Genomic DNA, 13,366 nt, shown 5'->3' on the forward strand with positions numbered 1-13,366 from the left:
CCAGCGGGCTCTGAGGCGCAGCTCACCCCGTTGTCAGCTGACAATCGCTGCCACTGGATGAGCGGAGTTCCATTTCACGATACCGATAATGTGGTTGCCAGGGGCCACTGAGGCACAGTTCATCCGTTGTCAGCTGACAATCGCTGCCACTGGATGAGGGGAGTTTCATTTCACGATACCGATAATGTGGTTGCCAGGGGCCACTGAGGAACAGATCCCCCGTTGTCAGCTGACAATAGCTGCCACTGGATGAGCGGAGTTTCATTTCACGATACCGATAATGTGGTTGCCAGGGGCCACTGAGGAACAGATCCCCCGTTGTCAGCTGACAATAGCTGCCACTGGATGAGCGGAGTTCCATTTCACGATACCGATAATGTGGTTGCCAGCGGCCACTGAGGCACAGTTCATCCGTTGTCAGCTGACAATCGCCATCACTAGATGGGCGGAGTTCCATTTCACGATACTGATAATGCGGTTGCCAGCGGGCTCTGAGGCGCAGATCACCCCGTTGTCAGCTGACAATCGCCATCACTAGATGGGCGGAGTTCCATTTCACGATACTGATAATGCGGTTGCCAGCGGGCTCTGAGGCGCAGATCACACCGTTGTCAGCTGACAATCGCCATCACTAGATGGGCGGAGTTCCATTTCACGATACTGATAATGCGGTTGCCAGCGGGCTCTGAGGCGCAGATCACCCCGTTGTCAGCTGACAATCGCCATCACTGGATGGGCTGGTTTCCATTTCACGATACCGATAATACGGATGCCAGTGGGCTCTGAGGCGCAGATCACCCCGTTGTCAGCTGACAATCGCCATCACTGGATGGGCTGGTTTCCATTTCACGATACCGATAATACGGATGCCAGCGGGCTCTGAGGCGCAGCTCACCCCGTTGTCAGCTGACAATCGCTGCCACTGGATGAGCGGAGTTTCATTTCACGATACCGATAATGTGGTTGCCAGGGGCCACTGAGGCACAGTTCATCCGTTGTCAGCTGACAATCGCTGCCACTGGATGAGCGGAGTTCCATTTCACGATACCGATAATGTGGTTGCCAGGGGCCACTGAGGAACAGATCCCCCGTTGTCAGCTGACAATCGCTGCCACTGGATGAGCGGAGTTCCATTTCACGATACCGATAATGTGGTTGCCAGGGGCCACTGAGGCACAGTTCATCCGTTGTCAGCTGACAATCGCTGCCACTGGATGAGGGGAGTTTCATTTCACGATACCGATAATGTGGTTGCCAGGGGCCACTGAGGAACAGATCCCCCGTTGTCAGCTGACAATCGCTGCCACTGGATGAGCGGAGTTCCATTTCACGATACCGATAATGTGGTTGCCAGCGGCCACTGAGGCACAGTTCATCCGTTGTCAGCTGACAATCGCCATCACTGGATGGGCTGGTTTCCATTTCACGATACTGATAATGCGGTTGCCAGCGGGCTCTGAGACGCAGATCACCCCGTTGTCAGCTGACAATCGCTGCCACTGGATGAGCGGAGTTCCATTTCACGATACCGATAATACGGATGCCAGCGGGCTCTGAGGCGCAGCTCACCCCGTTGTCAGCTGACAATCGCCATCACTGGATGGGCTGGTTTCCATTTCACGATACCGATAATAGGGATGCCAGCGGGCTCTGAGGCGCAGATCACCCCGTTGTCAGCTGACAATCGCCATCACTGGATGGGCTGGTTTCCATTTCACGATACCGATAATACGGATGCCAGCGGGCTCTGAGGCGCAAATCACCCCGTTGTCAGCTGACAATCGCCATCGCTGGATAGGCGGAGTGAATCGCCCCCAGTTCCCTAGACACCTCGCAGCCTTAAAATGAGGCAACTATTGGAGGTGTTATGACCCGTCAGCGTTATCCAGAAACATTAAAAATCGAAGCGGTTAAACAAATCACCGAGCGCGGGCGGCCGGTGGCTGACGTTGCACGAGCCCTCGGGGTATCCAGCCACAGCCTGTATGCATGGCTCAAGCAGTACGGTAATCCCGCTGACCAGCAGCACGAAGAGTCAGCCTTGCAAGCCGAGATCCGCCGTCTGAAAGCCGAACTGCGCCAAGTCACTGAGGAACGCAACATTTTAAAGGAGGCCACTGTAGATTCAACCTGTCAACGCAACACCATTTTCAATAACTTCTTTTGGTGTTTTAAATTTCAGGGTCTTCCTCGGTCTGCTGTTTAGTTGGGCTGCAACCTTATCCAGCTCCTGCTGGGAATATTGGGCAAGGCATGTTTTTTTGGGGAAAAACTGTCGTATCAGACCATTGGTGTTCTCGTTCGTGCCCCGTTGCCAGGGACTTTGAGGATCACAGAAGTAAACTTTTATTCCTGTACTGGCAGTAAGCTCCAGATGCTTGGCCAGTTCCATGCCGCGATCCCACGTCAGGGACAGCCTGAGCGTGGGTGGCAGTTCCTGGAATTTATCTATAAGCGCTTGATTTACAGACCCGGCATCCTTTCCATTTAGCTTGAGAATAACGGTATAGCGCGATTTCCTATCTACAAGTGTGGCTATGTGAGAGTTATTAGTGCCGGACACCAAATCCCCCTCCCAGTGACCGAATGATCGTCGGTTATCGATGTGCTTGGAGCGCTCGTGGATTGATATGCCATTCACGATATTGATGGTGCCTCTTTCTCCCTTGCGTGTATGGCGTTTCCCATGGCGCAGGCTATGAGAACGGCGCAGATGTTTAACAAGCAGGTGGTGCAGCGCACTCCGATTGCGAAAATACAGCGTTTTATAAATCGTCTCGGCGGATATCTGCATCATGTTCTGGCGGGGGAACGTTCTTCTGAGCCACCCAGAGATCTGCTCCGGAGACCATTTTAACTCGAGTTTTTCCAGCACGAGATTCCGCAGTTGCGGATTCCGCTCCAGAAGGCATACCTTGGGTCTTTTGGCCATTCGATTAGCACGATTATTGGCACCAACAGCTTTGTAGCCGCGTCTGCCACGATTGCGTCGAACTTCCCGAGATATTGTTGAAGGAGAGCGGTTAAGGGAGCGTGCTATGGCACGAATACTCATTTGTGCCGATAGACCGGCTCGAATCTCCTCACGCTCAGATAACGTCAGGTGAACTACTGCTCGACGGCGCTCGCTCGGTTTGACCCCTCCGTGTCCCTCAACATGGTGAAAATTGTGCCGGGCTTTGAATCCAAGATTCTCGCTATCTCGCTGAAGCCTGTTCAGCGCTTCCACAGATCAAAAACAAACGCTTTTTCCTTTGCTGTAAATGTTCGCTTCATTCAACAATCCTCCGCAACGGCATGCTTTCACATGGTTGTTGCGTTGATCAATTGAATCTACAACCGCGTACTTTGCCAGCGAGTCAAGGAAAGGTACGCGTTCATAACCTCCCGACTCGACCGGTACAGTGTCGTTACCCTGTGCCAGACCCTGGGGGGTCACCGAAGTGGCTTCTACGCGTGGCTGAAACAGCCCGCATCGTTACGCCAGCAAGCGGATGAACGGTTGATCGGATTGGTCAAGCAATCCTGGCTGGAAAGTGGTGCTGTCTACGGTTATCGCCAGATCCATCGCGATCTTCGTGACTTGGGGGAAGCCTGCGGTAAGCACCGTGTGGCCAAATTAATGAGGCGGGAGGGGCTGCGTTCGCAAACTGGCTATCAACGCCGTAAGGGGCATTATGGAGGCAAGAGCCCACAGGCTGCCCCAAACACGCTGGCACGTCAGTTTAAGGTGCCAGCCCCCAACATCTCCTGGGTGACTGACATTACCTACATCCGCACTCAAGAAGGGTGGTTGTACCTGGCGGTGGTGCTCGATCTGTTTTCTCGCCAGATCATCGGCTGGGCCATGAAGCCACGCATGACGGCAGACTTGGCGGTTGATGCGCTATTGATGGCTGTCTGGCGGCGCAAGTCAACGCAGCCGGTACTGGTGCATTCTGATCAGGGCAGCCAGTTTACCGGTGGTGAATGGCAGGACTTTCTGAAGGCCCACAACCTGAGTTGTAGTATGAGCCGACGTGGTAACTGCCACGATAATGCTGTCGCCGAGAGCTTCTTTCAGTTACTCAAAAGGGAGCGGATCAAGCGCAGGATTTACCCGACAAGAGACGAAGCCCGCAGCGACGTATTTGATTATATCGAGATGTTTTACAACCCAATCAGGCGCCATGGTTCCAATGATGGGCTGTCACCGGTAGAGTTTGAAAAGCAGTTCAATGTCCAACAACAGAGTGTCTAGAAAACCAGGGGCGATTCAAACCTCACTATGTGGCTATATAAATATCAATTATTTTGATGATAAATATTGGCACCAAACTACAGCTAGGTGATAATGCTAGGCGATAAACAAATAACTTTTTAGGCGTTATATCCATGAACGATTTTATCAAAACACTGTTGAACATTCGTAGTCTCCGGGCCGCTCTGCGTGAACTGCCATTCGAACAGTTGGTCGAGATTAAGGCCAAATTTGATGAGGTGTTTACAGAGCGTGAGGCTGCTGAGCTCCGATATCAGGAGGAAAATGCCGAGCGTCTGCGTAAGCTCGAGGAATTCAGCGAGATGCTGAAAAACGCAGGGATTGACCCCAGCGAACTGGTTGGTAGTGCAGCTCCGTCGAAAGCTGAAGGAAAGGAAAAGGCCAAGCGTGCGCCGCGTCCCGCAAAGTACAAGTATCACGAAGATGGCCAGGAAAAAACCTGGACTGGTCAGGGCCGTATGCCGAAAGCCATCGCTGAGGGCGTTGCTAGCGGAAAGTCCTTAGAGGATTATCTGATCTAATCCACAATTATAGTGGTATTGAAAGCAGCCGTAAGGCTGCTTTTTTTATTTATTCTACTATAATAAATTTTGTTTATGGCGGCATGAACTATTTTATTCATGCTATTCGTCCATTACTCTACATGTATAGCGAGTGTTCGATGAAAATAATGACCACAAAAGAGGTTGAGGTTATAGCTGATATTCAGTGTGACGTATGCCATAAAAGCACAACCCCACATATGAACCCAAATTTCTATAATCCTCAGTTTGGAGCCCTGACTGCAAAATGGGGTTATGGTTCGAAACATGATGGTACGGCATATGAGGTGCATCTATGTGAGGAGTGCTTTTTTACTGTGCTGAGTCAGATAAAAAATATGCGTAGAAATGATCATGCGGGTTATGTTGATGATCAATCATTTGGGAAGCTTTTATCTCATAGCCTTGAGCTTATATGACATCATTGGTTCGGCTATATCTAGAAAAGGTATGTCTGTCATAGGATGAGAGCATGCCTTTTTATATAACTTTAATCAGCCTATGTCATAGTTATAATTTCATGGAAGAAAATTAAATTCACCATGCAAGTCTAGTTAATTTCATATTTTAAATATTAACTTTCGCCAATGCCATTGATAACGCTAGTCGTTAAATTAATAATTTAGCTCAGAAGTTTGTTGATATTATATTTAGTGTTTGCAATACTATAATTAGAGTGAGCATTAAATATCACCAAATAATTTGGCTCATTTCTGAATGTGACTTCGTATAAATTTATTGTATATTTTTTGAAAAAACTCTAAACCAGCTATGTTTTAATGCCTATTAAATAGGTTGGTTTGAAAAACAAAACTCATAACACTACTAATAATTATTATAAAGGTGCACGCAATGAACATAAAACCACGCTCAGGTAGACCCCAAAAATCAGCTGACGAAAAACGCAGTTTAATACTCCGAATCTCATTTAATGCAGCTGAGCAACGTGTTTTAACTAAGCATAGTAAAACCTATGGTATTCCCAAAAAGTCTAGCCTGATTCGGTTTTTGGCTCTCCGGGAACCAGATAGTAATATCTCACCAGATTTTTCATATGATGATCGTGTGAGATTGCTCGAGGGGTTATACAATATATCATCGAATTTAAATCAAATCATGTTATTGATTAGACAAGCTGAAGCTGAAGTTGGTAGTGACGTTTATAAACTTATTACTGACAGTAGTGATAAATCTCCAGTGATGCAGGCTCTCTCATCTATAAACTCTCTGTTTGTAGGAATTGAAAAAGTTCTGATTGGAGTGAAGTTGAAATGAACTTTGAAAAACACAGGATGGGCCCAGATTTCCAGTACAGGCTATCTTATATTTACCGAGCTATACATATTGGTAGGAAACGAAAATCTATGCCATCACAGGTTTATCATCTCGGTGGTGGTGTAATTAATAGACCAAAAATTACATTGAATGAACGAGGTGAGGTCTCTGATTATGACATCGGGCCACTACTCACGGAGTTGAATATGCAGGCATCATTGTATGCAGGCACAGGAAACCAACTATGTGCACATTATTCACTATCATTGAGCCCTGATGAATCATTAACGCCATATCAATGTCTAGTTGCAGCTAGGCTGCTAATGAGTGAATTAGGATATGGTAGCGATACTCGATGGACATCTGTTATACACCGCGATACAAGCTCTCTACATGTGCATGTTGTGGCATGTAGAGTAAAATTAGACAGAACTTTAGTTGATGATAGTAATGACTACGCTCGTGGAGTTGATGCTGCTCGAAAAATAGAAATGGAATTGGGATTGTCGATCTGTAAAAGCCCTGAAAAAAATTTCGGTCATGAGTATAGCATAGTCAATATTAAAAATGGCCGCGGTAGAGGGAGCTTTCATGCTATACATGATCCCGCCTGTATAATTAGGGATGCAATGGACGTGGTTTTTAAAAACCAGCCGAACAACATGACTGATTTTGTCACTGGGTTGCGTCAGCATAATGTAATGGTCAGGGTGAGGAGAGCAGATAATCACGAGCCAAAAGGTATTTGTTATAGTGTAGACGGTAAGAAATGGATATCAGGGTCCAAGGTCAAGAGGTTGCGGGCGACGTGGTCTAAGTTGATCGAGCAAGGTATTGAATATTCACCTAGACGAGATGATTACAGTCTGAACTTGGGTGTTTCAAATGAATCAAGTGAATTAAGCGATCTTATAGTGATACCGTTTACTGCATTGATTCATTGTACTAAAAAACAATATTCCAAATTTAAAAAATCAGTGCCGTCATTTGTGGATAAAAAAACATCCGGCACATCGTCATTATCTTTCCGACTTTTAAGACTGGATTTTGTTTTGCTATCAGTCGAGGAACCGACAGACAGTTTTATATCCAATGCATTTGCACTGCTGACAGACGTTTTGACTACAATTTTTAGGAAAGGACTGGAGTGCATTCATGCAGGATTAAACGCAGTGATTCCTGATGGATATGTCCAAGATATTATCTCAGAAAATGCTACTATTGATAAGCCAAACATGTTTTTCTTAGACAGAGAAAAACTAAAGAATGAAATTTTGACGAACAATGAGTGGATCACTGATTGGTATGGGCATTCCATATCACACGAACAAACCAAAGAAAAAAACATAAAATAACAATAATAATGAGAGGTGTGGCATGGCTAATATGAGGTTGAATGCAAATCTTAGAACCGTATCATTTAGCAAAACCGTGAGTGTACTGGAAGAATTGGAGCTCATTTCAGGTAAAACTGTGCGTAGGTATAGGGCTGTAAATGTTCACTTGGGTACAGTTGATGTAAATTCTGATTTTTCTCTTATAAAAGAGTTAACCGAGGCTGACGCAAAAAATGCAAAGCTTTGGGTCCAGGAGCAGCAACGACTGGTCCAGTATGCTTATATGGAAAATATGAGGCGTGGGTTCCTTGGTGGTTCTCCTGTGATTAAGCGTAGTAAAGGCGACGATGAGCAGTATAGTGATTGCTATGGTTTTATACCGGGTCGGAAAGTCGGTGAGTTTATTGGTGTGATTATTGATGCTATTCCTATGGTTGAGGAATGTAGCGTAGAGAAGGATGAGTATGAAAGAGAGTATGAGAAAGTGGAGCGTTTTCGTAAGAAAGGAAGTCTATCTGAGATACTTGATCTGCTATTATATGCCCTGAAAAGAAGTAATGAAAAAGTACCATTCTCAGAAAAAGAGAAATGTGACCTATATTGTGCTGAGAGAGTTCTTTTTTACTTTTGCACTGAAGGCATGGATATGAAACAGAGTAAGTTAGAAAGTGCCTCTCGAGATAAAGCTAAAGATAAATATAAAAACTTGTCACGAGCTAAAAAATTTCCATGTACGAAAAAAGGAAGTATAGATATGACACCGGTTTGACCGGTGTCATTTTTGGCTTCGATTCTCTAATGAAGCAAGTCGTCATATAAGAGCTTTAGAGATCTCACGCTTAATTATATCCATTGCAGGTTGACATGCTGGTCGACTAAATATTTTGTATGTTGACAAATGAGGGAGGCGTACAAGCAAGGAAACTTGATCCCCCCTTTCGTAACGCTGAATTTGGTATCTGACTCTCCCCCAACCAATCTGTTCATTGATTTTTTCAACCATCTGGAAACCATGCTTGGTTAAATGGCTATCTAGTTCATCAAATACGATTTTCGAAATCGCGATATAGAGTTTACAGTGAACCTGCTTTATACGCTCATTCCATATATCACTAGCATGTGCAAGCCACTCATCCTTTCCTTTTAGTGTATGCCAATTTCGTGAGCGGGCGGGAATATAGTTTGTCATCAGAGAGCCATCCATGAGCTGTTTGTATGATACACCCAGTTCATCGCCAATCATTGTATATAAGGCTCTCATCTGCTGTTGTAGCGGTGCTTCACCCTCCTCGCAGCCCTTCCAAGGTTCACTGTAGTATGCACATTCAGACTCCACTGAAATTGCATTGGTATCACATGGCCCACCACCTGGATTTATACCAAAGAATGCGACAGGATACAGTGGGGAGAGCATGTTCTCATACCTACAGAAAAGCAGGTCCCACCCCATATCATTCTTTAAGTTATCATATTTTCTTTGGATGAACGCAAACAGACTCTCTTTACACAAGAAATTGATATCCGTACTCATACATTGTCCATTACATCGTCATAGTGGAAGTTAGATTGTCATTCTGAATTAAATATAAGTCAACAAAATAGCGTTTTTACCATTTATGTTTTAAAAGGAAAATTTCATAACTCGTACTTATCGATTTTAGAAGCCTTTTTATTTTTCAGGGGATGATTTTTAACAGTTGAGAGACTATTGCAGATATCAGAACTTTCCCAAGAATCAGAGAAATTTATACATAGTGACATGATTTACTATCTCTGGAGTTTAGTCACCACTCTGGACTTGTCATGTTGACTTCCCTAAAAAGCTATTTATAGCCATAATGCCCAGTTCCATTTTTCTTCTTGCGGAGATATTTGCTGAATGAATATGAATTTTGGGAGGAATGAAGTGATTTGTCATTACCTCATTTTCTATCCAGAGAATAACGTCGTATCCGGTTCCTCTATCATCATCACCGAGGTCATGGTCAAGACTAATTTCAGTCACCACCTCTGTTTTTAGCCATGCAATCGCCTCGTCCGGCCAAAAGACACGAACCCACCCTACCGGAGTTTTTCTTTCATCGTCCAGATACAATTTCATACCAGTTTTTCCAGGTTCAGTTCCAATACGTGAGCAATCCCGCGACTGGCCCCATCAACAATCAGCTCACCGGGAAACGGTAGTCTGGATGACAAACCAAGATCGGGATCGATGTAGTAGACACATGCGCCAGGGTTGATGTTTTGTAACAGAGAGCTCGTAGGCTCAACAAGCAAACTGGTGCCGACAACTACTACGGTATCAGCCTCGCAGAGCCAGCGACGAGCTTGTTGATACTCATAAATCTTTTCACCAAACAGCACTATATCTGGACGCAATTGTGGGCCAGTGGATGGGCTGCGATCACCGATCGCAACATCCTCATGCCAAGGCAGCCGATATTTTTTGCTACGAAAACCTATGGGGACCAAAAACTGGATTGAACCATGTAGATGAAGGACTTCACGGCTACCTGCTCTCTCATGTAAGTCATCAATATTTTGGGTGATGACCCTAACAGTACATTTTTGTTGTAGCAGGGCTATCAGATAATGCGCCTGTGAGGGGGCGGCTTCTAACATAGTTTGACGCCGTTTGTTGTGAAAGGCCAAGAAACCAGCCAGATCCGTACTCATGCTACTAGCGTGGGAATAGCGCCAGTTCTCATGATTAAGCCAAATGCATTCACTTCTAAACGTGGGCACACCGCTTTCCGCTGATAAGCCCGCCCTGGTAAAGAAGAGGATTGTGGGATGGTAGTGTTGGCCTGTTACCGAGGCTTGTGCTCGTTTTTCTCTATGACGGCGTTGATGTCTACGTGCTCGGGAAGATATTGGTTGCATACGACCACCTTTCGTTATGGCACGACCGGCCCATCCGATTGATTTGTTTCTGAACCTGGGGGGTAGGGGTCACACCTCATTGCTATGTTTCTGCTCACCTCATCGAGGTAAGAATGAGGAGGAGCGGCAGTTACCAGTTGAGATCAAACAAGCTGCGACTAATGGATGTAATTGCACTAGCAGACCTGGCACTTTGTTTACTGATGGGCTCGCTATGCATGAAAAACCAGTAGCGGTACTCCTGAGCAAAATGGTCACTTGCCTGCAAAACCGGTTCCCGGTAATCGCGTCTTATGCGCTCTGTTATGACCCGCTGTTCATCCAGATGCAGATCTTTGAGGCCAAAGCCATGTTGTCGGACACACCAGTCGACAACACACAAAGCGGTTAACTGGTTGTATCGCCTAAACGGTCGGATTGAACTAATCAGATAAAACAGTTCAGCCCCTCTGGCAAAGATACAGGGATAGGCCTCCTCCCTGCTTTGGTTTTGCTGCACGCGCATGATGGTCCAGTCCAAGATTTGAACCATACCCTGGGTGGTCATCGAGGGTGTTTGATCAATGGCACGACTGACGAAACGATGGATTTGCAGGACTTTTCTTGTGGAAATCATGGTTGCTTACTCACACATTATTTAGCGCAAAGCACACTCGTGTAAGGAAGGTTTAGAAGCCTTTACTCAGCAAAAAGTTAGGAAGTGGACATTGGAAGGCGGGACACAGAGTCATTAACTGTATCCCTACAAATTGGTCTCAACGTGCGCAATTAGCTTTAATGGGTCTCCGCCTAATTCAATATATACTTTCTCTAGTGCACGCCCTTGTTCTTCAGTGAGATGGTCAGACTGTAAAGCGTTCTCCAAAAGTTTTAAACGCTCTTTTCGCATTTCTTTCCGGTCAATTTTCGCCCAAATGGCCATGTTGTCTGTGTGACGACCTTCACGTTTTTGCAGTGCCATCAATTCACGTTTAAGTCTGCCAAGCTCAATGCGCTGATAAGCTGATAAACTAGCATCAACTAACCCAGCCTCTACCAAGGCTAACAAATTTACAGTTGTCGCACCTGTCCGCTTTATTTCCTGTAGCCTGTATAGATATTCACTTTGACGCTCTTTTTTATATGTTCTTTGTTCATTGTCTGTGATGGATTCAGTCCATTGGCTCAGTAGTTGCATAACAAATCCAATTTGTTCGAAAGCTTTAATTTTATCGTGAATAAAGCCTATAAATTAAACATATGGACAATAAAGTCAATGCTGTTATGCATGATTTTGTTAGATGTGGGAAATAGAAATGTCTAAGTGAAAATTCGGGTTATCACTTTGCAATGGGTAATTCCTCTAATGCCGTGGTATAGCGGGGACTGAGTTTTTCACGCCTCATAATCCAATCACTGTTGTCTCTCCCACGAGCTCCAAAATGAATTTTTCCTAATCGACCTTGGTTGATTCGGTCGATCATCTGCATTAAGTCCTGTCTGCGGGGCTTATGTTGATGATGGTCGAACAAATCTCCCTGCTGGCTGCCGATAGGAGTGAAGTCGGCTAGCATCACGCCCCCTTTTTGGTAGCGGTGCCCATCCCGCCAGATACGAGAGAGCAGTGAGTGGATTACTCCCAGCAGCTCCCTAGTATCGTTGGTAGGCACAGCCAGCGTGGTGCTCACCTGGTTGCCGTAGTAGGGCTCTTTGTCATTGAAGGGGCTGGTACGAATGAATAGGGTGACATGGCGACAGCACATTCCCTCTGCCCGGAGTTTTTCAGCTGCACGTTCCATATATCCTGCGAGTGCTTGATGCATGGAGCTAATATGTGTGATCCGTTCACCGAATGATCGGGAGCAGATGATCTGCTGTTTGGCTTGTGTGTCCTGCTCCAGGCTCGCGCATGGGTAGCCGCGTAGCTCTAGCACGGTTCGCTCAACAACGACCCCATAACGATGCCGTAGGTTTTTACCATCGACAGCGACTAGGTCCGCCACACTATTGATCCCTTGCGCTTCGAGCCTGGTGGTCAGTTTTCTACCTATTCCCCATATTTCCCCGACCGGAGTGATAGCCATCAAACGCGCTCGACGTGCCTCATCACGCAAATCAACCACTCCACCAGTAGCAGGCCACTTCTTCGCGGCGTAGTTTGCCAGCTTGGCGAGTGTTTTGGTTGGCCCGATCCCGACGCCGACTGTGAGTCCAGTCCATTGCTGTATTCGTTCACGGATCTGACGACCATATGCTGTCAGGTCTCCCGCCCATGATTCGTTCAGTTCAATAAACGCCTCATCAACACTGTACACCTCGACAGTCGGCACCATGCCTTCCAGCGTGGTCATTACGCGCTGTGACATATCACCATAGAGGGCGTAGTTGCTCGAGAACCAAACACCGCCTACGGCCTCGAAGAACTGACGGATCTGGAAGTAGGGAACACCCATCTTGATGCCAAGCGCCTTGGCTTCTGCCGAGCGAGCCACAACGCAGCCGTCGTTGTTCGATAGCACCACGATCGGGCGCCCCTTGAGGTCTGGCCTAAACAGGCGCTCGCAGGACGCATAGAAGTTGTTCACATCGACGAGGGCAATGGCGTTGGGCATGGTTTACCCCAGTTTGGTCTTGTGGAGCACATAGGTTACGACGCCAAAAATTTCTAGTTCCTGCCCGTCCAATAGATGGATGGGCTGGAAATCCGAATTGGCGGGTAGCAGGGCAGGGAACGGGCGTTCTTGCAGCTGTTTGACAGTGAATTCTCCATCAAGGCAGGCTAGAACGATAGCGCCGTGGCGGGCCTTGAGCGCCCTATCTACGATCAAAAGATCCCCGTCATTGATGCCCTTTTCCACCATGCTGTGGCCACTGGCCCTGACATAGTAGGTTGCTGCGGGGTGCTCAATGCAAATCTGGTTCAGATCTATGGTCTGCTCTATATAGTCCTGTGCTGGGCTAGGAAAGCCGCAAACCACAGGGGACAGAAAAAGCGGCAGCTCTAGAGCGTCCGGGGTTGGATGTGGGATGGCGAACATGGTGGCTCACTGGGTACTGTTTTTATATACAGTATAGCCGTATTGCATAAC

12 protein-coding genes and 3 pseudogenes are annotated in these 13,366 nt (G+C 46.6%); 7 read left to right on the forward strand and 8 right to left on the reverse strand.

Going from position 1 to position 13,366, the window contains the following annotated elements:
- Positions 1 to 1,867: 1,867 nt before the first annotated feature.
- A pseudogene (locus tag CK911_RS01040) lies at positions 1,868 to 2,110 on the forward strand (transposase); the annotation flags it as partial.
- A gap of 15 nt (positions 2,111 to 2,125) precedes the next feature.
- Here the strand turns inward: CK911_RS01040 and CK911_RS01045 are convergent.
- Positions 2,126 to 3,276: pseudogene (locus CK911_RS01045) on the reverse strand (IS30 family transposase).
- A gap of 64 nt (positions 3,277 to 3,340) precedes the next feature.
- On the opposite strand from CK911_RS01045, the pseudogene CK911_RS01055 reads away from it, so the two are divergent.
- The 6 genes and pseudogenes from CK911_RS01055 to CK911_RS01070 form a co-directional block, all read left to right on the forward strand.
- Positions 3,341 to 4,240 (forward strand): annotated as a pseudogene (locus CK911_RS01055) (IS3 family transposase); the annotation flags it as partial.
- A 134-nt stretch (positions 4,241 to 4,374) separates the two neighbouring features.
- A complete protein-coding gene (locus CK911_RS01060; RefSeq protein ID WP_059112990.1) occupies positions 4,375 to 4,782 on the forward strand; it encodes an H-NS family nucleoid-associated regulatory protein in 408 nt (135 codons plus the stop codon).
- Positions 4,783 to 4,922: 140 nt separating this feature from the next.
- Entirely contained in the window at positions 4,923 to 5,222 is a 300-nt protein-coding gene (locus CK911_RS21015) for a hypothetical protein (protein WP_157774502.1), read from the forward strand.
- A 433-nt stretch (positions 5,223 to 5,655) separates the two neighbouring features.
- A complete protein-coding gene (locus CK911_RS21020; protein ID WP_157774503.1) occupies positions 5,656 to 6,078 on the forward strand; it encodes a hypothetical protein in 423 nt (140 codons plus the stop codon).
- Between the two features lie 89 nt (positions 6,079 to 6,167).
- Positions 6,168 to 7,433 (forward strand): relaxase/mobilization nuclease domain-containing protein, encoded by a 1,266-nt coding sequence (locus CK911_RS01065; protein ID WP_157774504.1) that lies wholly within the window; start codon positions 6,168 to 6,170, stop codon positions 7,431 to 7,433.
- Positions 7,434 to 7,455: 22 nt separating this feature from the next.
- Positions 7,456 to 8,184 (forward strand): hypothetical protein, encoded by a 729-nt coding sequence (locus tag CK911_RS01070; protein WP_098968691.1) that lies wholly within the window; start codon positions 7,456 to 7,458, stop codon positions 8,182 to 8,184.
- Between the two features lie 42 nt (positions 8,185 to 8,226).
- Here the strand turns inward: CK911_RS01070 and CK911_RS01075 are convergent, their stop codons facing one another.
- From CK911_RS01075 to umuD, 7 genes are all read right to left on the reverse strand, one after another.
- The gene (locus CK911_RS01075; RefSeq protein ID WP_098968692.1) at positions 8,227 to 8,946 is read right to left on the reverse strand and encodes a hypothetical protein; all 720 of its coding nucleotides are present in this window, start codon (positions 8,944 to 8,946) and stop codon (positions 8,227 to 8,229) included.
- Positions 8,947 to 9,216: 270 nt separating this feature from the next.
- Complete coding sequence (locus CK911_RS01080) at positions 9,217 to 9,516, reverse strand: cyclic-phosphate processing receiver domain-containing protein (RefSeq protein ID WP_098968693.1); 300 nt, start codon at positions 9,514 to 9,516, stop codon at positions 9,217 to 9,219.
- Positions 9,513 to 10,298, reverse strand: coding sequence for a Sir2 family NAD-dependent protein deacetylase (locus CK911_RS01085; RefSeq protein WP_098968694.1), 786 nt, complete (start codon positions 10,296 to 10,298; stop codon positions 9,513 to 9,515). Before CK911_RS01085 ends, CK911_RS01080 begins: the two co-directional genes overlap by 4 nt.
- Before the next feature lie 130 nt (positions 10,299 to 10,428).
- Entirely contained in the window at positions 10,429 to 10,914 is a 486-nt protein-coding gene (locus CK911_RS01090; protein ID WP_098968695.1) for a hypothetical protein, read from the reverse strand.
- Positions 10,915 to 11,040: 126 nt separating this feature from the next.
- Positions 11,041 to 11,475: a hypothetical protein gene (locus CK911_RS01095; protein WP_098968696.1), complete on the reverse strand. Its 435-nt coding sequence runs from the start codon at positions 11,473 to 11,475 to the stop codon at positions 11,041 to 11,043.
- A gap of 142 nt (positions 11,476 to 11,617) precedes the next feature.
- Positions 11,618 to 12,889 (reverse strand): translesion error-prone DNA polymerase V subunit UmuC, encoded by a 1,272-nt coding sequence (umuC, locus tag CK911_RS01100; protein WP_098968697.1) that lies wholly within the window; start codon positions 12,887 to 12,889, stop codon positions 11,618 to 11,620.
- Between the two features lie 3 nt (positions 12,890 to 12,892).
- Positions 12,893 to 13,315 carry a translesion error-prone DNA polymerase V autoproteolytic subunit gene (umuD, locus tag CK911_RS01105; RefSeq protein WP_098968698.1) on the reverse strand — a complete coding sequence of 141 codons (423 nt, stop codon included), beginning with the start codon at positions 13,313 to 13,315 and terminating at the stop codon, positions 12,893 to 12,895.
- Positions 13,316 to 13,366 lie beyond the last annotated feature (51 nt).

The sequence above is a fragment of the Aeromonas sp. CU5 genome (assembly GCF_002586745.1).
GTDB classification, from domain to species: Bacteria; Pseudomonadota; Gammaproteobacteria; order Enterobacterales; family Aeromonadaceae; genus Aeromonas; species Aeromonas sobria.

Bases quoted from the DNA above. Each gene is read 5' to 3' on its own strand.
- CK911_RS01060 (WP_059112990.1), top strand. From the start codon at position 4,375: ATGAACGATTTTATCAAAACACTGTTGAACATTCGTAGTCTCCGGGCC.
- CK911_RS21015 (WP_157774502.1), top strand. From the start codon at position 4,923: ATGAAAATAATGACCACAAAAGAGGTTGAGGTTATAGCTGATATTCAG.
- CK911_RS21020 (WP_157774503.1), top strand. From the start codon at position 5,656: ATGAACATAAAACCACGCTCAGGTAGACCCCAAAAATCAGCTGACGAA.
- CK911_RS01065 (WP_157774504.1), top strand. From the start codon at position 6,168: ATGCCATCACAGGTTTATCATCTCGGTGGTGGTGTAATTAATAGACCA.
- CK911_RS01070 (WP_098968691.1), top strand. From the start codon at position 7,456: ATGGCTAATATGAGGTTGAATGCAAATCTTAGAACCGTATCATTTAGC.
- CK911_RS01075 (WP_098968692.1), bottom strand. From the start codon at position 8,946: ATGAGTACGGATATCAATTTCTTGTGTAAAGAGAGTCTGTTTGCGTTC.
- CK911_RS01080 (WP_098968693.1), bottom strand. From the start codon at position 9,516: ATGAAATTGTATCTGGACGATGAAAGAAAAACTCCGGTAGGGTGGGTT.
- CK911_RS01085 (WP_098968694.1), bottom strand. From the start codon at position 10,298: ATGCAACCAATATCTTCCCGAGCACGTAGACATCAACGCCGTCATAGA.
- CK911_RS01090 (WP_098968695.1), bottom strand. From the start codon at position 10,914: ATGATTTCCACAAGAAAAGTCCTGCAAATCCATCGTTTCGTCAGTCGT.
- CK911_RS01095 (WP_098968696.1), bottom strand. From the start codon at position 11,475: ATGCAACTACTGAGCCAATGGACTGAATCCATCACAGACAATGAACAA.
- umuC (WP_098968697.1), bottom strand. From the start codon at position 12,889: ATGCCCAACGCCATTGCCCTCGTCGATGTGAACAACTTCTATGCGTCC.
- umuD (WP_098968698.1), bottom strand. From the start codon at position 13,315: ATGTTCGCCATCCCACATCCAACCCCGGACGCTCTAGAGCTGCCGCTT.